This is a genomic window from Chryseobacterium sp. 2VB, from assembly GCF_005503635.1.
In the GTDB taxonomy this organism is placed as follows: domain Bacteria; phylum Bacteroidota; class Bacteroidia; order Flavobacteriales; family Weeksellaceae; genus Chryseobacterium; species Chryseobacterium cupriresistens.
In genome coordinates this window covers 108,223-129,411 of sequence record NZ_SCNC01000007.1, presented here as the reverse complement: position 1 = coordinate 129,411, position 21,189 = coordinate 108,223, and the positions used below count along the sequence as shown (strand labels likewise).

Genomic DNA, 21,189 nt, shown 5'->3' with positions numbered 1-21,189 from the left:
TTATTTTTTCAACAGGTCAATTTCAATGATATTGTTATCTTTTTTTAATCTTTCTTTTGATAATTGATCAACTTCCCGAACTATTTCGGCTCCCGTACGATAGTTTCCATTGCTATCCTTCTGATTAGGTATTTTCCCCTGAATATAAAGTTGCTTTGTGTCGCTTGCCGGATCATCCCTGTATTTTTGAAAGAGTTCTCTAAATTTATTCTCATTTAATATGATCTCTTTAGTTTTTGGGTTTAGCTCAGGATATTTAACATCATCAGAAATGCTTTTAATTCCTACTAAATTATAAATATGACTTTTTGTGACATCCTCAATTTTTACGATTAAACCAGGAAGTCCATGAAATTTATATGGTCCGTCTTGAACTGGGATATCTGAAGTAAACCAGGCTATCCATTTTCTTCCACTAAAATCTAAGGAAGCTTTTTGGGTATCATAACCAAAAATTTTTTGTCTATCGGGAAGGATCATCCAATTCATTTTTCTTTCATCTTTTACTCTAATTTTATCTAATCCGTAATCACTTGTTAAAAAGAATATATCATTTTTCTTCTTTTCTATTTTATATAGTATATCTGCATTAGGTATATAAAACTTACCCTTTTCAGCTTCAGCCACAGATATTGAATCTTCATTATACTTATGCTGACTGTAGAATAAGGATCTGCTATTAGAGATATCTAAAAACATAAATTCTTTTACAACATTAGCCATATTTGTTGAGTCAGGAATAAAGGAATACTCATAAATAAATCGTTTATTCTGACTAACAATCAATTGTGAATAAAATAAGAATAGGATAATAATATTTTTCATAGCAGTAAATTTAAATAAAAAATGAGTGTGTCCTAAAAGTCAGATACATCTCTTGAGAATCAAATATTTGAACATGTCTCCTGTATAGGGGTACGAATAAAAACAACAAAAATTGAGGCTGTCCAAACTTTTCGGACAGCCTCATTCATTCACATTCACATTCATATTAAGCTTAAACAGCAACTAAATGCGATCCTTCAGAACAAGAAACAGATCCAGATTGTTCTACAGAAACAGTCACAGTTGCACTACATACCTGCGGGTTTCTGTCTGAGCAACATTTATAGCTACATCCAGTATCTCCACTTAGTTGGAAAGGTCCACCACCTTTTAAGTTTTTCAAATTCTCTCTCGAAAGTTTTTTTAAATTTTTCATAATGTTTTTTTAATGATTCTGTGTCACTATTGACATTTCAAACCTAAAAACAAAAATCAAACAACAGTGAAAAAAAACATGCAATTTTCCTGTAATTTTCTTGCAGAATAGGTACATATTTTGCACATTTGTAAAAAACATTTAAAATGATGGTTCAGGAAAAACTTAGAAATTTACGTAAACAAAAAGGTATATCCCAAGAAAAAATGGCTAAAATACTATCTACAGATCCATCTAATTATTCCCGCAAAGAGCGTGGGGAAGTAAGAATTCATGATGAAGAATGGCAAAAGTTGGCTGAAGCTCTTGAAGTTCCCGTTGAAGATATTAAAGAAGAAAAAGAGTTAAGACTTGTGCATAATGATAACTCAACATTTAATGATAATTCAGGAAATTATTATAATCAACATTTTAATATTCCTAACTCTGTTATAGAAAATCTTCAAGATTATATTTCTCTCCTAAAACAAAAAGTTTATGAATTAGAACAGGAAATTAAAAGTTTAAAATCTTAAGAAATTTTTGTTCTCAAACAATATTCCAAGCCTTCCAAGTATTTTGGTAGGCTTTTATATTTATTTCATTAATCATTTACGTGGGTATTATTTATTTTATCAATTAAAATTAAAAAGCTATTTTTGGGAAATTTGAAAATTGATTATATGAAGACTAAACATCCTAAAGGGCTGCCCTATCTCTTTTTTACAGAAATGTGGGAGCGTTTCGGGTATTACCTGATTCTTGGAATCTTTGTTCTCTATGTTATTGAGCCTACGGGCATGAAAGGCGGACTTGGACTTCCGGATAAAACTGCTGATGACATTTTCGGAACTTATATTGCTTTAACTTATCTGACGCCCTTTATTGGAGGATTCTTGGCAGACAGAGTGTTAGGATATATTAAATCTATTTATCTTGGAGGTTTTTTAATGGCTGCAGGATATATAGGAATGGGAGTTTTTAAAGATCTACCCCTGTTTTACACCTCTCTGGCATTAATTATTATCGGAAACGGTTTCTTTAAACCTACTATTTCAACTCTCTTAGGAAATCTTTACTCTGAAGAACCTTATAAAGCTAATAAAGACTCCGGGTATAATATTTTCTATATGGGAATCAATATCGGGGCTTTTATCTGTAATATTATTGCCGCTTTCATGCGTAATAAATTCGGTTGGGGTGAAGCTTTCATCACTGCAGGTGTAGGAATGCTTATCGGGATGGTTATTTTTACCATCGGAAGAAAGCATTACATTCATGCTGCACAGATGAAACCTGTACAGGAAGGTGATACAAAACTTTCAGAGATTCTGATAAAAGTATTTGTTCCTGCTATCATTGCCGGGGCAATAGGTTGGTTTATCCCTGGTAATATTTTCGGAAGTGACAGTACGGATGCCTTTATTTTTGCATGTGTACCTGTTATTTATTTCTATGCATCACTCTACTTTAAGGCTAAACCTGATGAAAAAGCCTCTATCGGAGCATTACTTTCTGTATTCCTGATCAGTATGTTCTTCTGGGCGGTTTTCAAACAAAACGGTACAGCATTGACAAGATGGGCTAATTATTACACGGACAGAAGTGTTCCGGCTTCTCTTGAAAAGCCTCTGGAAGGTATCTATATGGTGGATGGTAAGAGTTATGAAGACAAAGAAACTCCTGTTTATGATAACCAGTTCCGTTCTCAGAAAGATGATAATGGGGAGACTAAAAAGGAAATGGGAAAAGATGTATACTTTAAAAACATATCCCCAGAGCAGCGTGCTGCTCTTGAGAAAAACCCTGAAAACAAAGTATATTTATACAATACAGAATTATTCCAATCTATTAATCCATTCTGGGTTATTGCGCTAACTCCGGTTATTGTAGGATTCTGGGCATTGTTGAGAAGAAAAGGAAAAGAACCATTAACGCCTACCAAGATCGTTTTAGGTTTATTTATTTCAGGACTTTCCTGCCTTGTCATGGTGTTAGCCGTAATGGCCGGAGACAATGGCGCTGTAAAAGTATCTCCTCTATGGCTGGTTGCCAGCTACGGAGTCATTACTATCGGTGAGCTGTGCCTGTCTCCAATGGGGCTTTCTTTTGTATCCAAACTTTCTCCTGCAAGAATTACAGCATTAATGATGGGTGGATTTTTCCTGGCTAACTCTGTGGGAAATAAGCTTTCAGGAATCCTGGCAAGTACATGGTACAATTATGAAAACAAAACGAATTATTTCCTTGTTAACTTCGCTTTGTTAATATTTGCTACACTTTTAGGTCTTTCTATGTTAAAAAGACTGAATAAGATTATGACAGAAAAAGGGCATTAAAATGCTCAATATGATAAAAATAACTAAGCTGCGGAATAGTCCCGCAGCTTTTTTATTTAAAAATAAAATTAAAACCTTGCCAAAAACCCAAAATAAACTATATTTGTCAGTCTTAACAAAAATTAACATAGAAATGGATAATATTGAAGCATTGAGTCCGAAACCGGATGAATTTGTAGAGAATAAGAATTCCAGGCATCCTAAAGGATTATGGGTTCTTTTCGGAACAGAAATGTGGGAGCGTTTCAACTTTTATGGAATGAGAGCTCTTTTGACGCTCTTCATGGTAAATTCCTTATTGATAAAAGAAGCTGATGCAGCGATCATCTATGGTGGATTTCTAGCTTTATGTTATTTAACCCCTCTTTTGGGAGGATTTATTGCTGATAAATATATCGGAAACAGATATGCGATCATCATTGGTGGATCGTTAATGGCTATCGGCCAGTTCTTATTATTCATCAGTGCCTCAACTTTTTCAGCGGATATTGGTAGTGCCAAACTTATCATGTGGCTGGCATTATTCGTGATCATTTTTGGTAACGGATTCTTCAAACCGAATATTTCTTCAATGGTGGGAAGTCTTTATCCAAAACAGGAAAAGTCTAAACTGGATTCTGCCTTCACTATTTTCTACATGGGGATCAACATCGGGGCTTTCCTTGGTCAGTTCATCTGTCCATACGTAGGAGACGTAAAAGATGCAGCAACAGGAGTAAGAGATATCTTCGCTTTCAAATGGGGATTCCTGGCAGCTTCTATCGCAATGGTTATCGGAACGGTAACATTCTTTATCCTTAAAAACAAATATGTAGTAACTCCGGAAGGAAGACCTATCGGAGGATTACCAAAAAATAACACAAGTGCAGACTTTGAAGAAGGAGAAACGCAGACTGCTAAATTCTCTGGCCAGGCTTTAGGAATCACTGGTGGAATATTTGTAGTTTTATTCTTCCTTTTCAGATATCTTCTTGTAGGTGAGTTTGGATTCAATTCTGTAGAAATGGGGCAATTGATTAAAGGAATCATTTATCCATTCATCTATTCAGCTGGTATTTCTCTTGCCTTCTTAATTATGTCTTCTGCTGAAAATAAGGTTGAAAGACAGAGAATCTGGGTAATTTATATCGTATCATTCTTTATTATTTTCTTCTGGGCTGCATTCGAGCAGGCAGGATCTTCATTAACATTTATTGCAGATAACCAGACTGACAGAAATATTTTCGGATGGAATATGCCTCCTTCAATGGTTCAGATCTTTAATGGAATCTTCGTTGTTATTCTGGCAGTTCCTTTCAGTTTAATCTGGGATAAATTAAGAGCTAAAGGCAAAGAACCGGTATCTCCGTTCAAACAGGCAATGGGATTAGCATTGATCGCTCTTTCTTATTTCATCATTGCACACAATGTAAAAGATCTTGGAAACTCAGGTTTATTGGCCATCAAATGGTTAATGTTACTCTATTTCATCCAGACATGTGGTGAGCTTTGTCTTTCTCCGATTGGTTTATCATTGGTAGGTAAACTGGCTCCGAAAAGATTTGCTTCATTACTTTATGGTGTTTTCTTCATTTCTAACGCTGCTGGTTATGCATTGGCAGGTTCATTAGGAGCACTTATCCCTGCAACAGGTGATAAATTCAAGAAAGCTGAAGAAATGGGTATAAATCTGCAGGATGTTTTGGATAAAAAAGTAACTCTTACAGCGGATCAGGTAGCTGCTTTTGATAAAGCTCAGTTACCATTACACAACCCTACTTTTGTAGGATTCGAAATCCATAACTTATTTGAATTCTTCATGGTATTCGTAGTACTTTGTGGGATTGCTTCTGTAATTTTAGGATTAATTTCACCTATCTTAAAGAAAATGATGCATGGTGTAAACTAATGTATCAACAAAATATCATAAAACCTCTGCCAAGTCAGAGGTTTTTTTTATTTTCGTATGATGGAAATTTCCGAAGATTCTTTATTCCAATCCGTAAAGGAAATCATTAGACAATCGCGCGAAAAAGTGTTTCGTATAGCGAATTCTACTCTACTGCTCACGTACTGGCAGATTGGAAAATTGATTATTGAAGATGAACAACAGGGAAAAGAACGGACAGAATACGGAAAATATATGCTGAAAAAACTTTCTCAGAAGCTTACCTTAGAATTTGGAAAAGGGTTTGATTACACCAATCTATCCAATATGCGGAAGTTTTACACGGCGTTTCCAATTGTTTACGCATTGCGTCAACAATTTAGTTGGGCTCACTACACATTTTCCCACTCAAAATGATAAAAACAATTTATTTGCCAGCAAATACCTGCTGTACCTCCCAAAAGAAGAAGAATTAAAGCAAATTATTGACCAGGACAGAATCCGTTTTGAACTGGATCAGAAAGATAAAAACCCTTAATTAGAACTTAATCATATATCATTATGAGCTTAACTTTAGATGAAATACAAAATTTCAAAGGAAAGTATCCCAGACAAATCTGGAGCCTGTTTTTCTCTGAAATGTGGGAACGTTTCTGTTTCTACGGAATGCGCGGAATGCTGGTCTTCTTCATGATCTCACAGCTTAATTTCCATGAAAAAGAAGCCAACCTTCAATATGGTGCCACTCAGGCCTTTGTCTATGCCTTTACCTTTGTAGGAGGTCTTTTTGCTGATAAAATTTTAGGATTCCGAAAATCCTTGTTCTGGGGCGGGCTACTGATGATTGTAGGAAGTTTAATCCTGGCTACCGATCCTCATAAATTCTTTTTCTTAGGAATAGCTTTCACCGTAGTAGGAACAGGTTTCTTCAAACCTAATATTTCATCGATGGTAGGACAGCTTTACAAACCTAATGATTCAAGAGCAGATGCCGGATTCTCACTTTTTTATGCAGGAATTAATCTCGGAGCATTGCTAGGGGGTTATTTATGTATTGCCATTGGTAAAGGAGAATTCTTAAGCAACATTATTGCAGAAGAAATGAGGTGGCATATTGCTTTTGGTCTTGCCGCAATAGTAATGGTTGTAAGCTTAATTAATTTTGTATTTACACAGAGAACACTAGGAACTATCGGTTTACAGCCGGGACACCCTTTAGCAGAGGTAAAAGCAGCTCCAATTCCAAAATGGAAAGAATACGGAGTATATGTTTTGTCATTGGTTTTTGTACCCATCATCATGACCATGGTAGCCAAGACTGAGTATACAGATTATTTTATGTGGACCATCGGGCCTTTAACTTTGATCTATTTATTCTATGAAATGTCTAAAGTGACAGCTTCAGAGCGTAAAAAACTTTGGGCAGCTTTGGTTTTCATCATATTTTCAATCATATTCTGGGGAATCTATGAGCAAAGTGGAGGTTCTTTGAGCATTTTCGCAGCTAAAAACCTGAATAAGGATCTTTTTGGATTAGACCCAAATGGAGTGAATAACTCAGGAGGAGCTTTCTTCATTATTTTCCTTGCCCCATTGATCGGACTTCTATGGATCTGGCTGAACAAAAGAAAAATTGAACCCAACACGATTATCAAATTCGGATTAGGATTTATTTTCTTAGGATTAGGATATTACGTTTTATTTGCAACGCGCCTGTTCGCAGACCTTCAGGGAATCACTTCACTGAATTTCTTTACCTTGGCACTGCTTATCATTACACTTGGAGAATTATGCCTCTCTCCTATCGGATTATCCATTATGACGAAGCTTTCTACTAAGAATCTCCAGGGGATGATGATGGGAATGTGGTTCCTTGCATCAGCCTATGGACAGTACGTAGCCGGGATTATCGGGGCAAGTCTTGCTACTTCAAAAGAAGGTTCCACCAACTATGATGCTTTGATCACTTATACTGATGGATATAAACAATTGGGATTGTATGCATTAATTGCCGGAGTGGTATTAATTTTGATATCTCCGTACGTGAAAAAATTAATGCAGGATGTAAAATAAAAAATAAGTAATTATGCTTATTTTTACATAAATATCACAATATGAAGAAAATTTTAAGCATAGTTCTCTTACTTTTATTAAATTTTAGTTTTGCACAGGTAAAGTGGATGACCATAGAGGAAGCTTTAAAAGCTCAAAAAGAAAGTCCAAAAAAAATATTGATTGATTTCTACGCAGACTGGTGTGGGCCATGCAAAATCATGGATAAAAAAACATACGGCCACCCTGTACTGGCTCAGGTTTTAAATGATAATTATTATCCTGTAAAGTTTAATGCGGAAGAAAAAAAGAGTATTGAAATTTTCGGAAGAATATTTTCCAATCCCAATACTGAACATAGAAAGGGAAAAAATTCTCTGCATGAGTTTACCCAATATATGAATGTAGGAGCCGTTCCAAGTACAGTATTTCTGGATGAGCATGGCGATCCCATCACCATTCTTCAGGGAGAATTGTCTGCCAAAGAACTTGAACCTTATCTGGAACTGATTTCCAAAGATCTGTTTAAAAAGATTAAGACCAGAGAACAATGGGAGGATTATCAGAAAAAATTCAAATCTAAGATCAAAGATTAATTCAGAACTTTGAAACATGGATTTTCTGTTTCAATGCTAAAAATTCATTATAGAGACTTCCAATTTTTTTGGAAGTCTTTTTTATTTTACCGAAATTCGGACCTTTATTTTTTATCATCCGAAATAAGAATCAAAAAGTTCGAAAAACAGTATCCTGAAACCTGACAATGAATCTCGAAACCTCCATAGAATATGTAAAAGGAATAGGTCCGGAAAGAGCCAAACTCATCAAAAGTGTCTTGGGCTTATCTACTGTAGAAGATATGTTGAATTTCTACCCTATCCGCTATCTGGACAAAAGTAAAATCTATACTGTTTCTCAGCTTAGAGAAGAGACCAGCCAGGAAATACAATTGAAGGGAAAAATTACTCAGGTACAGGAAATTCAGACCGGGAAAACCAAAAGATTATCTGCAAAATTCAATGATGAAACCGGCAGTATGGATCTGGTTTGGTTTCAGTATTCCAAGTGGCTGAAAGAACAGCTTCCCATCAACAAGGAAGTTTATATTTTTGGAAAGATCAATGTTTTCAACCGTCAGTTTTCTATGCCGCATCCGGAAATTGAAGCGGAAGAGAAAAAAGAAGGCGACACCCGCCTTAAACCCATCTACCCGAGTTCTGAAAAACTAATCAAAAGAGGATTAAATCAACGATTTTTCCAGAATGCTTTAAGAAATATCTGCAGAGAGATTCCCAGTCTTATTGAAGAAAACTTTCCGGAATATCTGATGAAAACCTTTAAATTCATTTCCAGGCAGCATGCCTTTCTGAATGTTCACTTTCCCAAAGATCAGGAACATTTTGATAAAGCAGATTACAGACTGAAATTTGAAGAATCGTTTTTCTTTCAGTTAGGATATGGTTTAAAGAAACTTCATCATAAAACACAATCCCACGGTAATCCTTTCCCGATTATTGGAGACCATTTCAATGATTTTTATGAAAACCATCTTCCTTTTGAGCTTACCAATGCACAAAAAAGAGTTTTAAAGGAAATTCGTATGGATATGAAAAGGCCGATCCAAATGAACAGGCTTTTACAGGGAGATGTAGGATCAGGAAAAACAATGGTTGCTCTTCTTACCATGCTAATCGCCATGGACAATGGATTTCAAAGCTGCCTGATGGCTCCAACGGAGATTCTTGCCCAACAGCATTACAATGGTATCAAAGAGCTGTTGGAAAAAACAGGGATCAATATCCGTCTCCTCACAGGTTCTACCAAAGCAGCAGAACGAAGAATTATCCATGAAGAACTGGAAAATGGTACACTTTCTATTTTAGTGGGAACCCATGCTGTTTTGGAAGATAAAGTTAAATTTAAAAATCTGGGATTAGCCATTATTGACGAGCAGCATAGATTCGGAGTTGCTCAAAGGGCTAAACTCTGGGCTAAAAATAAGATTCCACCTCATATTCTGGTGATGACAGCCACACCAATTCCAAGGACTCTGGCCATGAGTTTTTATTCTGATCTGGATGTTTCGGTGATTGATGAAATGCCGGTGGGAAGAAAGCCTATTATTACAGCCCACCGCCGGGAAAAAGACAGATTGTATGTCTATAACTTCTGTAAAGATGAAATTAAAAAAGGAAGGCAGATTTATTTTGTATATCCTTTGATTGAAGAATCTGAAACCCTTGATTATAAAAACCTTATGGAAGGTTTGGAGCATGTGATGGATTATTTTTCAGAATATAATGTCACTATGCTTCACGGGAAAATGAAACCGGATGAAAAAGATGCTGCCATGGCTTATTTTGCTTCAGGAAAGGCTGAAATAATGGTTGCAACCACAGTAATTGAAGTTGGGGTAAACGTTCCGAATGCTTCTGTGATGGTGATTGAGAGTTCTGAAAGGTTCGGGCTATCACAGCTTCACCAGCTCAGAGGACGGGTGGGAAGAGGAGCAGAACAGAGTTACTGTATCCTGATGACTTCCGATAAATTATCAAAAGAAAGCAGAACACGTATCAAAACAATGACTGAAACCAATGATGGTTTTAAAATTTCTGAGGTAGATATGCAGCTTCGCGGGCCCGGAGATATACTGGGTACCCAGCAAAGTGGTGTGGTAGATTTTAAAAGACTGGATCTTATTAATGACTCGGCGATCATCAAAACAACAAAAAATACGGTAGAAAGAATACTTGAAGCAGATCCTATGCTTTCAAGACCTGACAATCTGATCATCAAAAATTATTATATCAGATACTACAAAGGAAAAAATAAGTGGAGTAAAATATCATAAAAAAACCGCAGAAAAAATTTCCTGCGGCCCCCTTATAAAACTGTTATTTAGAAGAAATTACTTTTGGTGTGTCCAAAAAAAATTTATTTTAATAGTTCAGGTTTAATATTTTGTGATGTGGTGTGAAAATATTTATATAACAATATAATAATGAGCTAAAACCATTACTATTAAAATAAATTATAAAAAAACAAAATGAATTATTTTTTCCAACTTGCTTATTATAAAAACTAACTGTGTTTCGATGGAGATGAGGGAATGAAACGAATAAAAATATCTCCAACTACTTATTGAGTTTTCATGATTGTACCGTTTTGTTTAAAGATCTTCTGTGCTTTATAATTGGAAAATTAGTATAATCCATTTTGTTTAACTAACATCGTGATTTATATAAATTTTGTTCTTTAGAAACAATTACTTCTCATTCATCTGTATCTTGTACTATATAATAAATTTGTGTCTGAGTTTACTTTTACAAATGTCCGTATATTAATTCAGATGCCTTTTATATTATTTTAATGATTAGTTATAAAATTTTCACCTATTTGTGAATAGTATGCAATAAATACGATTTTTAAATTATTAACATTAAATTAATAAATCCTTTATTCATCATACTTTCAGGATTAAATTATCTTTATTCAAACCCGACGTGTGATACTGCCAGTTGATGGTAATAACTTCTGTAAGAACCTTTCTGAGTTTATCAAAACAGTCCGGTTTTTTCATAAAAATGTGAGCACCTTTCACAAAAATTTCTTCTACTTCATTTTCCGGAATCGGATCAGAAAAAATGGCTGTCACCATGTTGTTGAATTTTGAATTCGAACTGATATCTTCCAGACATTCCATGCTCTCTTTTCCGGGAATCTTATAATTTATAAAAACAAGTTCCGGAACTACGGCATCATCATTATTCAGGTATTCCATCAGGCTGTTTCCGTTACTGAAAGATTGAACTTTTATAGAGATTTTCAACTCTTTCAGAATTTTTTTAAAAAAAATCAAAATGTTTTCATCGTTATCTGCTACTATTACGTTTAGAAATTCTTTATTCATACTGCATTTTAGGGTTTATTACCGTGCTTTGTACTCTTCTTCGCCTGCCTATAATTTTTTGAAACTGGGATGGGGTAATTCCTGTTGTATTTTTAAATTGGGTACTTAAATGCGCCACACTGGAATAGTTCAGCTTATGGGCAATTTCTGTAAGGCTTTGTTTGTTTCTTATGATAAGAGCCTTCGCATGCTCTATCTTCTGCAGAATAATAAAATTCTCAATAGAGGTAAAAGCAACTTCTGAAAACAGATTGGAAAGGTATCCATAGCTGTGATTAAGTTTTTCAGAAATATAGATAGATGCTTTTACAGGTATAATTTCATCAGAAAAGACAAGCTCTACAATAGCATCTTTGATTTTCTGGACCAACGCGTTTTTTTGGCTTTCTATGATCTCGATACCATAATCTTCAAGATTTTTCTTAAAAAGATTGTGCTGTTCCTGCGTAAGGGGCTCATAGAATTCCACCTCACCGAAGTTCAGTAACCTGTACTTCAGCCCGTGTTCTTTAAGTTTCTCGTCCAATACCTTTTTACAAAGAGCATTGAAATCAAATTTAACATACATTTTCATCCTAGTATATATAAGCCAATTTATGGAGTAAATATAATAATTTATTTCAAGTAAATGTGAAATAGGTGTATATTTTTAATATTTTACTATAAATACGAAAAAACTCCTGTATTTTAGAATACAGGAATTTAAACACTAAGGATGAAAAAAATATACTGATAAAAAGCTTTTCAGCTCAAAACCAAGCATATGAATGTATTGTATAAGTGATTTGGTTCTGAAGCAAAGATGAATCAAAAAAAGAAATCACTTGTTATAGAATTACAGGATAAAGTTACAAAATTTTAAGTCATTTATCTGTGAATTAGATATTCCATAAGAAAATCATCCATCACAAAACCGTTACCAATATCAAAAACACCTTCGTCATACACTCTATATCCCTGGGATTCGTAGAAGTTTCTGGCTGAATTGTATTTATTGACATTCAGGATAATTCTGTTGTTTCCGTTTTCAGAAACTTTCTCATTCAGAAACTGAAGTGCTCCTTTCCCAAATCCTTTTCCTTTACTCTCAGGAACCAGATAAATCCTGTGTAACTTTGTGGTTTCCTCTTCATAGTTGTGCTCATATCCGATAAAGCCTTCACAAGTATTATTATTTTCATCCTGAATAAGATAATAATGATAATTCGGATTTTGGAAATGATGTAAAATTTCATTTTCAGAATACATTTCTGAGAGCATAAACTCCATTTGTTCTTTCGAAAGAATGTCTGCATAAGCATTTTCCCATGATCGTCTTGCAAGATCCTGAATCAACGGGATGTCTGCAGCTGTTGCCTGTTGTAATTTCATGATTGATTATATTATGATGATTAAAAAAAGTGAAAAGCCTAAACTTTTCACTCTTTTTATATTGTTCAATGATACTGATGAGTTTTAACATGATTAAAATTCATTTTGTCAGATCATTATTAAATCTTAGCCATTTCAGCTTTAATTTTTGCATGAAGACCTTCAGAAGCTTTTACCAAAGGAAGTCTGAGATAATTTTTGATGATTCCTTTTTCGGTCAGGATTACTTTAATACCACAAGGATTACCTTCAGCAAAAATCAAACGGGTAATATCTACCAGTTTGTTATGAATTTCATAAGCTTCTTTTACTTTACCTTCGAAAGCAAGCTGTACCATAGTAGAGAATTCTTTGGGATACGCCTGTCCGATTACGGAAATTACACCATCTCCACCGGCTAATGTTACAGGTAATGTATATTCATCATCTCCTGAAACTAAAGAAAATCCTTCAGGTTTCTTTCTCAGAATATCAAAATACTGAAGAATGTTAGGAGAAGCTTCTTTAATCAAAAACAAATTCGGGAATTCCTTTGCAAGACGAAGCGTAGTCTCTGCTTCTACATTTTGCCCTGTTCTTGACGGAACGTTATAAATAATAATATTTTTTCCTGTGGAAGCTAATGCCTTATAATGCTGATAAAGCCCTTCCTGGTTCGGTTTATTATAATATGGAGATACTGAAAGTACTGCTTCAAATGCAGAAAGATCAGCTTCTTCAATCTGTTTCTTGACTTCAAGAGTATTGTTGCCGCCAATTCCCAAAACCAATGGAAGACGTTTATTATTCACCTTAATGATATGCTCAATTACCTGTTTCTTCTCCTCTGCAGAAAGCGTTGCGGCTTCTGCCGTTGTTCCCAATACTACCAAATAATTGGTTCCGTTTTCGATATTGTACTCCACCAGTTTTGTTAAACTGTCGAAGTCTACGGATAAATCTTCATTAAAGGGCGTTACCAATGCAACACCTACTCCTTTTAAAATGCTCATCTGTTAGAATTATTTTTGCCAAATTTAATCATTTACGGTAAGAATTTGTAATAAATAATAATGTTTTATTATACATATAGTTATATTTGCATATACTAAAAGAGATTATGAAAAATAAATTCTTGTTATTAGGAATTGCTCTGGTGTCGCTTACTGCATGCAAAACGGCTTCTGTGCCGCAGCTTGTGAATGTAAAGACCCAGAAAAATATTTCTATTAATAATGAGCTAAAGAATGATGAGGAGTTTGTAAAATTGATCGAACCTTATAAGCAGAAACTGGATCAAGAAATGAACCAGAAGATTTCACATACCAACGTGGATCTTACCAAACAGGGCGATAACAGCAATCTGGGTAATCTTTTAGCTGACTATACGTTTGAAGGAGGTAATGAATGGATCAAAACTCATCTAAAGCAAAATGTAGACGCTGCACTGATCAATATCGGAGGGATCCGTACCACTATCGGAAAGGGAGATATTTTACTTAAAAATGTATTTGAAGTAATGCCTTTCGAAAATGAAGTGGTGATTGTGAAAATGAAGGGAGCAGATTTACAGGGTCTTTTTGAGTATTATGCAAAAACGCAGGTCAACAATCCTGTTTCACATTTATATATTGAAACAAAAAACGGACAGGTAACCAAATCCTTAATCAACGGCAACACAGTAGATCCGGCTAAAGATTATTATATTGCCACTTCAGACTATCTTGCCCTGGGCGGAGACAATATGAAATTCTTTGCTAAAGGAGAAACCATTGCAACAGGGATTAAAATGAGAGATATGTTTATCGATTATTTTAAAAAATCACCTGAAGTGGTGGTTAATTCGGATGTTCGTTTAAATTTTATCGGGAAGTAATAATGGATAGAAAAAGTTTTTTAAAAGCAATAGGAGGCGGATCTTTAGCAATGGCTTTAGCTCCCAATATGATGATGGCGGAGGAATTAAAAATTCTTAATTTAAAATCTGCAAATAAACTGACTATTCTTCATACCAATGACCAACATAGCAGAATAGAGCCTTTTGACGCGAGCTATACCAAAAATCCTAATCAGGGAGGTTTTGCAAGAAGGGCAAGCTTAATTCAACAGATCAGAAGCCAGGAAAGCAATGTTCTTCTTCTTGATTCAGGGGATATTTTTCAGGGAACTCCTTATTTTAACTTCTTTGGAGGTGAGCTGGAATTCAAATTAATGTCTATGATGAAATATGACGCCTCTACCATGGGAAATCATGATTTCGACAATGGGCTTGATGGATTTTTAAAGGTGCTTCCTAATGCGAAGTTTCCATTTATCTGTTCCAATTATGATTTTAAAAATACTGTTCTTGACGGGAAAACTTCTCCCTACCAGATATTCAACAAAAATGGAATCAAAGTAGGGATTTTCGGGGTAGGAATCCAGCTGGATGGTCTTGTAGGTAAAAAACAGTACGGGGAAACTGTTTATTCTAACCCGATTGATGTAGCACAGCATTATTCAAATTTCCTGAAAAAAGATCAGAAATGTGATCTGGTGATTTGTCTTTCGCACATCGGATACGACTACAGAGACGAACCGGATAAAATAAGTGATAAAATTTTAGCGGCCAATACAGAAAATATTGATATTATCTTAGGAGGCCATACTCATACATTCTTACCGGAACCACAATCCTTTACCAACAGACAAGGCAAAAATGTTCTTGTCAATCAGGTGGGATGGGCTGGTCTTCTTTTAGGTAGGATAGATTTTTATTTTGATACAAACAAAAACGTACAGCATATTTCCTGGAACAATCAGGTGATAGATAGCAGCATAACCGCATAATATGAAAAAACTTTCTCTAATTTCCCTTGGTATTTTAGCATCCCTGCAGCTGACAAAAGCTCAGGTTATTTCATCCAAAAAGTGGGCAGATCTGTTTTCCTACAATAATGTCTTAGCCATGAAAGAAGACAATGGAAAAATCATTGCAGCCACCCAAAACGGAATATTCTATTATACAATATCGACCGGAGAAATTACGAAGTTATCTAAAGCCAACGGGCTGCATAATATCGGAATTACAGCTTTCGACTATAATCCACAGACTAAAACCGGACTTATCGGTTATGAAAACGGATCTATGGATGTTATTACACCTCAGGAAATCAAATATATTGTTGATATTCCCATTGCTACAGGATATAATGGAGACAAAAAGATCAACCACATTTCCATAACCGGAGATCAGGCTGTCATTTCTGTTGGATATGGAGTTTCCATCTTTAATCTTCAGAATAAAGAATTTGGTGATTCTGCATTTTTCCTGACCGGCGGGGTTTATCAGGCAAGTAATGAAGCCACCATATTCGGTAATAAAGTATATTCTGTAACGGATACAGGTTTGAAAAGCCATCAAATGAATACTACATTTCCTGTATTTTCTACATGGACAACGGAAGCTCCCGGAGCTTTCAAACATATAGATTCAGAATCAGAACTGGTTTTCTCAACGGCTACAGCAGCTTATATTTATAATAACGGTACCCCGACACAACTTCCTACTACTTTTGAAAAAATCAGGGATGTTGTTATTACTTCAAATAGTATTGTGGTTACAGATAACAGAGTATACACCTATGGAATCAATGGAGTATCACAAAATGCGGTAAGTCTTGGTGAAGAATGCAATACTGCATTAACAGCTGGCGGAAAGATTTTAGGAGGAACGGTATTATCGGGAATTAAGGATGAAGGTAACAATACTTTTAAACCTTCCGGTCCTTATTTCAATTTTGCCTATAATATCAATCTTTTTGACAACGGTCAGCTCCTGGTTTCCTCTGGTGCCAGAGCCAATAACTACAACCATCCGTTTATTCAGCCACAAGAACCAGGATTTTATTATTTCAATGGTACGGAATGGATTTATCCTTCATTTTTCAATAAAAGTAATCCCAATCGTCCAACCTTTATCAACGTACTGGATGCTATTATAAGTCCTTATAACAATAATGAAGTACTCTTTACCAATTATACCATGTTGGATAATGGAGTTTACAAAATGAAGTACAATGCTACCAGTAAAGATTTTGAACTGGTAAAATATTATAATCTGGGAGCACAGCCTTACTACAGACGCCCAGTAGGTTTTGCTACAGACGCTCAGAGCAATCTTTTTGTATCATTTGGTTTTAATGATGGAAACCCATCTATGGGAATTTATGATAAAGCAGCTGATGATTTTGTTATCAAAAAATTAGTTCTGGCCAGTGATGGTACTCAAAAACCGGTTTTCCACGAAAATATGTTGTGGACTCCGCTGCCGAGATCCAATAACTTCTGGGTATATGATTATAAAAATGCTCTTAACCTTTCCGATGATTCAGATTATATCCTGGGAACATCTAATGGATTTAACAGTTCAGGAGGAATTTTATCTGTAGCCTTTGATAAGGCTGGTGATGCATGGATTGGTACGGACGGAGGTCTGAGGATCATGTCAAACGCAGCATCAGAAATTAAAAGTGCCCAGCCTAAAGTGGAACCTATAGTGATAGAGCAGAATGGTTTGGGTGAAGAGCTTTTCAGAGAATCAGCAATTCTTCAGATTGCAGTAGATGCAGGTGATTATAAATGGGTATCTGTTGACGGTGGAGGTGTTTACTACCTCTCTTCAGACGGTCAGAGAACCATAAAACATTTTACAAAGGAAAATTCACCACTACCTACCAATAGTGTTACCGATATAAAAGTTGATAAAAAAACAGGTAAAGTATATTTTGTAACATATAATGGTATTGTAACTTATCAGGGCGATGTTGCTGATGTGACATCCAATTTCGGTGATGTTGTAGTATATCCTAATCCTGTTGTGTATTCAAACTTCAAAGGAAAAGTAACGATAAAAGGTCTTGCAGAAAAAACCAATATAAGAATCGTGGATGCTGCAGGAAATGTAGTACACTCTGCCGTTGCACGAGGAGGTTATTATGAATGGGATCTCAATAATCAGAAAGGAACAAGAGTAGCTTCAGGGATTTATTTTGTCCTGATGACGAATGAAGACGGATCTGATAAAGCTACCGCCAAAATAGGAGTGGTTAATTAATGAATTCACAAAACGGTTTTTTACTTTCATTTATCAAATACGGGGAAAATGATGCTGTATTGCATTGTTTTACAGAAGAAGAGGGTTTTCAGAGCTATTTTCTGAAAGGAATTTATTCCAAAAAGAACAAAAAGAAAGCCCTGCTTCAGCCGCTGAGCCAGCTCAATTTTTCAGTTAATCCAGCACGGGGCAACGGAATTCCGACTGTTTCAAAGTTTGAACTGGTAAAAAATAATGACATCTATACAGATATAAAGGTCAATACTGTCATTTTCTTTATCTCGGATTTTCTGAGTCATATTCTTAAGCATGAGAATAAAAATATTCCCGTCTATTCCGGTATTGATCATCTTATCAGTGAGCTGACCAATAGAAATTATCAGGCACATCTTCTGTTTTTACTGGCTTTTTTAAAAATTCAGGGTGTAGCTCCATTATTGAGCGAAGGAAATTTCTTAGATCCGGAAACCGGCACTTTTTCTTCAGGAATAAGCCATCAGCTTTTCAATGAAGAAATTTCAATGGTATGGAAAGAAGCTCTTTGTGCAGAAGATTTTTATGCCACAAAAATCCGTTCTTCATTAAGAAAAGATTTCCTTGACAGTCTTTTGGTGTACTATCATTATCATATCACGGACTTCAAAACTCCGGCCTCACTTGAAATTATACAGCAGATATTTGAATAAACCAGCTTATTGTTTTTCTGCATTATCCGGCATTTCAGTTTCGGATTCTGCCATTTCTTTTTTGGAAAATCTGGGCTGAAGAATCTTAGCAATAAGTCCCGTCCAGCCTGTCTGATGGGAAGCTCCAACTCCACGGCCGTTGTCTCCATGGAAATATTCATAGAAAAGGATATAATCTCTAAAATCCGGATCGGTCTGAAACCTTTCATACTGCCCATGAACCGGGCGTTTACCATTTTCATCCTTTAAAAATATCTTCGCTAGTCTTTTATTTAAAGCATCTGCAATCTGATCAAGGTCTGAATAATTACCGCTGCCCGTAGGATATTCTACCAAAAAATCCGGACTGTAATAGAAGAAAAAACGCTGAAGACTGTCAATAATAAGAAAATTGATCGGAAACCACACGGGGCCGCGCCAGTTGCTGTTTCCGCCAAACAAACCGCTGTCACTTTCTGCAGGGGTATATTTAACAGTAAAATCCGTTTCATTCAGAGTTAAAGTATAAGGATTTCTTTCATACTCTTTGGATAAGGCTCTTACTCCATAATCACTTAGAAATTCATCCGGATTCAACATCCGGTTTAACAGTCTTTTCAGACGATGTCCCCGAAGCAGGGATAAAAGATGTTTTGAATCCTGTCCCTTCACTTCCCATCTTGAAACCAGAGAAGCGAGTTCAGGTTTATTATCCAGTACCCATTTCATTCTTTTTTTGAAATTGGGAAGGTTTTCAATCATTTCATCATCAATAACCTCAACAGCAAACATCGGGATCAGCCCAACGATGGTTCTTAATTTCAGATACATATGAGTTCCGTCACTGGAAGTAATTGCATCATAGAAAAATTCATCCTGCTCATCCCAAAGACTGAAGTTCTCATCTCCCATATTATCCAATGAATGGGCAATCGACAGGAAATGTTCAAAGAATTTCATCGCCATCTCCTCATACACCTTATTGTAAAGGGCCAGTTCCAGGGCAATTCTCATCATATTGAGGGCAAACATAGCCATCCAGCTCGTTCCGTCCGACTGTTCCAGCTGTTCTCCGTTGGGTAAAACAGAATTCCTGTCAAAAACACCGATATTATCAAGTCCCAGGAATCCTCCTTCAAAGATATTATTACCGTTAAGGTCTTTTTTGTTAACCCACCAGGTAAAATTCATGAGCAGTTTTTGGAAAGCACTTTCGAGAAATTCCAGGTCCGGTTTGTCTTTTAAATATTCATCAATTTTAAATACTCTGAAAACCGCCCAGGCATGTACAGGAGGATTCACATCACTCAGGTTCCATTCGTAGGCAGGAAGCTGTCCGTTGGGATGCATATACCATTCAAACAGGAAAAGTTTCAGCTGATGTTTTGCAAAGTCCGGATCTATCAAAGAGAAACTGATGGTATGAAATGCCAGATCCCATGTTGCATACCATGGATATTCCCATTTATCAGGCATTGAAATGATATGCTCATTGTTCAGATGCTTCCAGTCGTAATTTCTTATTGTTTCCCGGGATTTTGGCGGCGGCACTTCGGAAGGGTCACCTTTCAGCCATTTTTCTACATTGTAGTGATAAAACATTTTGTTCCAAAGCATTCCGGCAAAAGCCTGCCTTTGAACCAGTTTTTCATCTTCCGAAGCAATTCCTTTCTGGATTTCTGCATAAAACTCATCTGCCTCTTTCTGTCTTTGTTCAAAAAGGATATCAAAATCTTTAAAAGGCTCTCGAATATCCTTATCTGAAAGTCTGAATTCAAATATCTTCGCTTCTCCATCCTGAAAGTCCTCATCAATAAAGAAAGAAGCTTTGGTTCCTGCATTTTGCGGATTTACAGACTGGGAATTTCCCGTCATCACAAAATTATTGATCCCGTCTTTACAGTATTTTGAATCATTAGAACATTGATAAAGCTTTTCATTATTGGTTTCATTATTACAAAACAAGGTCTTTAAGGACTGTTTTGCATATACATTTTTAATCTCAATATCCTGATGATTGACTTTAATATGATCAGCATCTTCCGCAGACAATTGGGGTTTATAATCATCATATCCCCAGTTCCAGGTATTTCTGAACCAAACTGTCGGTAAGATGACCAGACATGCTTCTTTTTCAGATTTATTGATAATTGTTAATCTTACAAGAATATCATTCTGACTTTCTTTTGCATATTCTATAAAAATATCAAAATAGTCATTCTGATCAAAAATTCCTGTGTCAATCAGCTCATATTCCGGATCCTCTTTTCCTCTTTCAGCATTTATTTTTACAAGCTGCTCATAAGGAAATGCATTCTGAGGGTACTTGTACAGCATCTTCATATAAGAATGGGTAGGAGTAGAATCAAGATAATAGAAATATTCCTTTACATCTTCACCATGATTCCCTTGTCCGTTGGTGAGTCCAAAGAACCGCTCTTTCACCATTTTGTCCTTTTTATTCCAGAAACCTACAGAGAATACAAGTTTCTGAAGATCGTCACAGATTCCGCATATCCCTTCTTCACCCCAACGGTATGTTTTGGCTTCTGCGGTATCGTGGCCTGTGTAATTCCAGGCATCTCCGTCTTCACTGTAGTCTTCCCGAACGAGCCCCCATTCACGGTTGCTTACATAAGGGCCCCATTTTTTCCATGAAATATCTGAAATTCTCTGTTTTTCCAACATAAACGATAATTATGAGTAGTGAGTAATATTTAATTCCGTTTCA

General features: G+C 35.7%; 18 protein-coding genes. 11 read left to right on the top strand and 7 right to left on the bottom strand.

What is annotated here, in order from left to right; all coding sequences use genetic code 11:
- Both FFS26_RS09210 and FFS26_RS09205 read right to left on the bottom strand, forming a co-directional pair.
- Window positions 1-825 (bottom strand): GLPGLI family protein, encoded by an 825-nt coding sequence (locus tag FFS26_RS09210; RefSeq protein WP_110009538.1) that lies wholly within the window; start codon window positions 823-825, stop codon window positions 1-3.
- 172 nt (window positions 826-997) lie between these two features.
- Window positions 998-1,201 (bottom strand): bacteriocin-like protein, encoded by a 204-nt coding sequence (locus tag FFS26_RS09205; protein WP_137904888.1) that lies wholly within the window; start codon window positions 1,199-1,201, stop codon window positions 998-1,000.
- Between the two features lie 146 nt (window positions 1,202-1,347).
- Here FFS26_RS09205 and FFS26_RS09200 point away from each other — a divergent pair, with 146 nt between their 5' ends.
- The 7 genes from FFS26_RS09200 to recG all read left to right on the top strand — a co-directional run bounded on the left by FFS26_RS09200 (window position 1,348) and on the right by recG (window position 10,289).
- Window positions 1,348-1,716 carry a helix-turn-helix domain-containing protein gene (locus tag FFS26_RS09200; RefSeq protein WP_317047525.1) on the top strand — a complete coding sequence of 123 codons (369 nt, stop codon included), beginning with the start codon at window positions 1,348-1,350 and terminating at the stop codon, window positions 1,714-1,716.
- Between the two features lie 147 nt (window positions 1,717-1,863).
- Complete coding sequence (locus FFS26_RS09195; RefSeq protein ID WP_137904887.1) at window positions 1,864-3,519, top strand: peptide MFS transporter; 1,656 nt, start codon at window positions 1,864-1,866, stop codon at window positions 3,517-3,519.
- Between the two features lie 133 nt (window positions 3,520-3,652).
- The gene (locus FFS26_RS09190; RefSeq protein ID WP_110009540.1) at window positions 3,653-5,407 is read left to right on the top strand and encodes a peptide MFS transporter; all 1,755 of its coding nucleotides are present in this window, start codon (window positions 3,653-3,655) and stop codon (window positions 5,405-5,407) included.
- 57 nt (window positions 5,408-5,464) lie between these two features.
- Window positions 5,465-5,803 carry a DUF1016 N-terminal domain-containing protein gene (locus FFS26_RS09185; RefSeq protein WP_228449419.1) on the top strand — a complete coding sequence of 113 codons (339 nt, stop codon included), beginning with the start codon at window positions 5,465-5,467 and terminating at the stop codon, window positions 5,801-5,803.
- 144 nt (window positions 5,804-5,947) lie between these two features.
- Complete coding sequence (locus tag FFS26_RS09180) at window positions 5,948-7,459, top strand: peptide MFS transporter (protein ID WP_137904886.1); 1,512 nt, start codon at window positions 5,948-5,950, stop codon at window positions 7,457-7,459.
- Between the two features lie 41 nt (window positions 7,460-7,500).
- Complete coding sequence (locus FFS26_RS09175; protein ID WP_137904885.1) at window positions 7,501-8,034, top strand: thioredoxin family protein; 534 nt, start codon at window positions 7,501-7,503, stop codon at window positions 8,032-8,034.
- A gap of 167 nt (window positions 8,035-8,201) precedes the next feature.
- The gene (gene recG / locus FFS26_RS09170; RefSeq protein WP_137904884.1) at window positions 8,202-10,289 is read left to right on the top strand and encodes an ATP-dependent DNA helicase RecG; all 2,088 of its coding nucleotides are present in this window, start codon (window positions 8,202-8,204) and stop codon (window positions 10,287-10,289) included.
- Window positions 10,290-10,901: 612 nt separating this feature from the next.
- Here the strand turns inward: recG and FFS26_RS09165 are convergent.
- From FFS26_RS09165 to dapA, 4 genes are all read right to left on the bottom strand, one after another.
- Window positions 10,902-11,348 carry a response regulator gene (locus FFS26_RS09165; protein WP_137904883.1) on the bottom strand — a complete coding sequence of 149 codons (447 nt, stop codon included), beginning with the start codon at window positions 11,346-11,348 and terminating at the stop codon, window positions 10,902-10,904.
- Entirely contained in the window at window positions 11,341-11,922 is a 582-nt protein-coding gene (locus FFS26_RS09160) for a helix-turn-helix domain-containing protein (protein WP_110009546.1), read from the bottom strand. Before FFS26_RS09160 ends, FFS26_RS09165 begins: the two co-directional genes overlap by 8 nt.
- Window positions 11,923-12,215: 293 nt before the next feature.
- Entirely contained in the window at window positions 12,216-12,719 is a 504-nt protein-coding gene (locus tag FFS26_RS09155; RefSeq protein ID WP_110009547.1) for a GNAT family N-acetyltransferase, read from the bottom strand.
- A 119-nt stretch (window positions 12,720-12,838) separates the two neighbouring features.
- Window positions 12,839-13,711 carry a 4-hydroxy-tetrahydrodipicolinate synthase gene (gene dapA, locus FFS26_RS09150; protein ID WP_110009548.1) on the bottom strand — a complete coding sequence of 291 codons (873 nt, stop codon included), beginning with the start codon at window positions 13,709-13,711 and terminating at the stop codon, window positions 12,839-12,841.
- Window positions 13,712-13,818: 107 nt separating this feature from the next.
- Between dapA and FFS26_RS09145 the strand changes: the two genes are divergently transcribed.
- From FFS26_RS09145 to recO, 4 genes are read left to right on the top strand one after another with little or no spacing between them, the layout of a single operon-like run.
- Complete coding sequence (locus FFS26_RS09145) at window positions 13,819-14,574, top strand: 5'-nucleotidase C-terminal domain-containing protein (protein WP_137904882.1); 756 nt, start codon at window positions 13,819-13,821, stop codon at window positions 14,572-14,574.
- 2 nt (window positions 14,575-14,576) lie between these two features.
- A complete protein-coding gene (locus FFS26_RS09140; protein ID WP_110009550.1) occupies window positions 14,577-15,527 on the top strand; it encodes a bifunctional metallophosphatase/5'-nucleotidase in 951 nt (316 codons plus the stop codon).
- A gap of 1 nt (window position 15,528) precedes the next feature.
- On the top strand, window positions 15,529-17,793 hold the full coding sequence (locus tag FFS26_RS09135) for a T9SS type A sorting domain-containing protein (RefSeq protein ID WP_137904881.1): 2,265 nt from the start codon (window positions 15,529-15,531) through the stop codon (window positions 17,791-17,793).
- A complete protein-coding gene (recO, locus tag FFS26_RS09130) occupies window positions 17,793-18,479 on the top strand; it encodes a DNA repair protein RecO (protein WP_110009552.1) in 687 nt (228 codons plus the stop codon). Before FFS26_RS09135 ends, recO begins: the two co-directional genes overlap by 1 nt.
- A 6-nt stretch (window positions 18,480-18,485) precedes the next feature.
- Here recO and FFS26_RS09125 read toward each other — a convergent pair whose 3' ends face one another.
- A complete protein-coding gene (locus FFS26_RS09125) occupies window positions 18,486-21,146 on the bottom strand; it encodes an MGH1-like glycoside hydrolase domain-containing protein (protein WP_110009553.1) in 2,661 nt (886 codons plus the stop codon).
- Window positions 21,147-21,189: the final 43 nt, after the last annotated feature.

Excerpts from the sequence above, each read along its gene's own strand:
- FFS26_RS09210 (WP_110009538.1), bottom strand. The coding sequence starts at position 825 with ATGAAAAATATTATTATCCTATTCTTATTTTATTCACAATTGATTGTT.
- FFS26_RS09205 (WP_137904888.1), bottom strand. The coding sequence starts at position 1,201 with ATGAAAAATTTAAAAAAACTTTCGAGAGAGAATTTGAAAAACTTAAAA.
- FFS26_RS09200 (WP_317047525.1), top strand. The coding sequence starts at position 1,348 with ATGATGGTTCAGGAAAAACTTAGAAATTTACGTAAACAAAAAGGTATA.
- FFS26_RS09195 (WP_137904887.1), top strand. The coding sequence starts at position 1,864 with ATGAAGACTAAACATCCTAAAGGGCTGCCCTATCTCTTTTTTACAGAA.
- FFS26_RS09190 (WP_110009540.1), top strand. The coding sequence starts at position 3,653 with ATGGATAATATTGAAGCATTGAGTCCGAAACCGGATGAATTTGTAGAG.
- FFS26_RS09185 (WP_228449419.1), top strand. The coding sequence starts at position 5,465 with ATGATGGAAATTTCCGAAGATTCTTTATTCCAATCCGTAAAGGAAATC.
- FFS26_RS09180 (WP_137904886.1), top strand. The coding sequence starts at position 5,948 with ATGAGCTTAACTTTAGATGAAATACAAAATTTCAAAGGAAAGTATCCC.
- FFS26_RS09175 (WP_137904885.1), top strand. The coding sequence starts at position 7,501 with ATGAAGAAAATTTTAAGCATAGTTCTCTTACTTTTATTAAATTTTAGT.
- recG (WP_137904884.1), top strand. The coding sequence starts at position 8,202 with ATGAATCTCGAAACCTCCATAGAATATGTAAAAGGAATAGGTCCGGAA.
- FFS26_RS09165 (WP_137904883.1), bottom strand. The coding sequence starts at position 11,348 with ATGAATAAAGAATTTCTAAACGTAATAGTAGCAGATAACGATGAAAAC.
- FFS26_RS09160 (WP_110009546.1), bottom strand. The coding sequence starts at position 11,922 with ATGAAAATGTATGTTAAATTTGATTTCAATGCTCTTTGTAAAAAGGTA.
- FFS26_RS09155 (WP_110009547.1), bottom strand. The coding sequence starts at position 12,719 with ATGAAATTACAACAGGCAACAGCTGCAGACATCCCGTTGATTCAGGAT.
- dapA (WP_110009548.1), bottom strand. The coding sequence starts at position 13,711 with ATGAGCATTTTAAAAGGAGTAGGTGTTGCATTGGTAACGCCCTTTAAT.
- FFS26_RS09145 (WP_137904882.1), top strand. The coding sequence starts at position 13,819 with ATGAAAAATAAATTCTTGTTATTAGGAATTGCTCTGGTGTCGCTTACT.
- FFS26_RS09140 (WP_110009550.1), top strand. The coding sequence starts at position 14,577 with ATGGATAGAAAAAGTTTTTTAAAAGCAATAGGAGGCGGATCTTTAGCA.
- FFS26_RS09135 (WP_137904881.1), top strand. The coding sequence starts at position 15,529 with ATGAAAAAACTTTCTCTAATTTCCCTTGGTATTTTAGCATCCCTGCAG.
- recO (WP_110009552.1), top strand. The coding sequence starts at position 17,793 with ATGAATTCACAAAACGGTTTTTTACTTTCATTTATCAAATACGGGGAA.
- FFS26_RS09125 (WP_110009553.1), bottom strand. The coding sequence starts at position 21,146 with ATGTTGGAAAAACAGAGAATTTCAGATATTTCATGGAAAAAATGGGGC.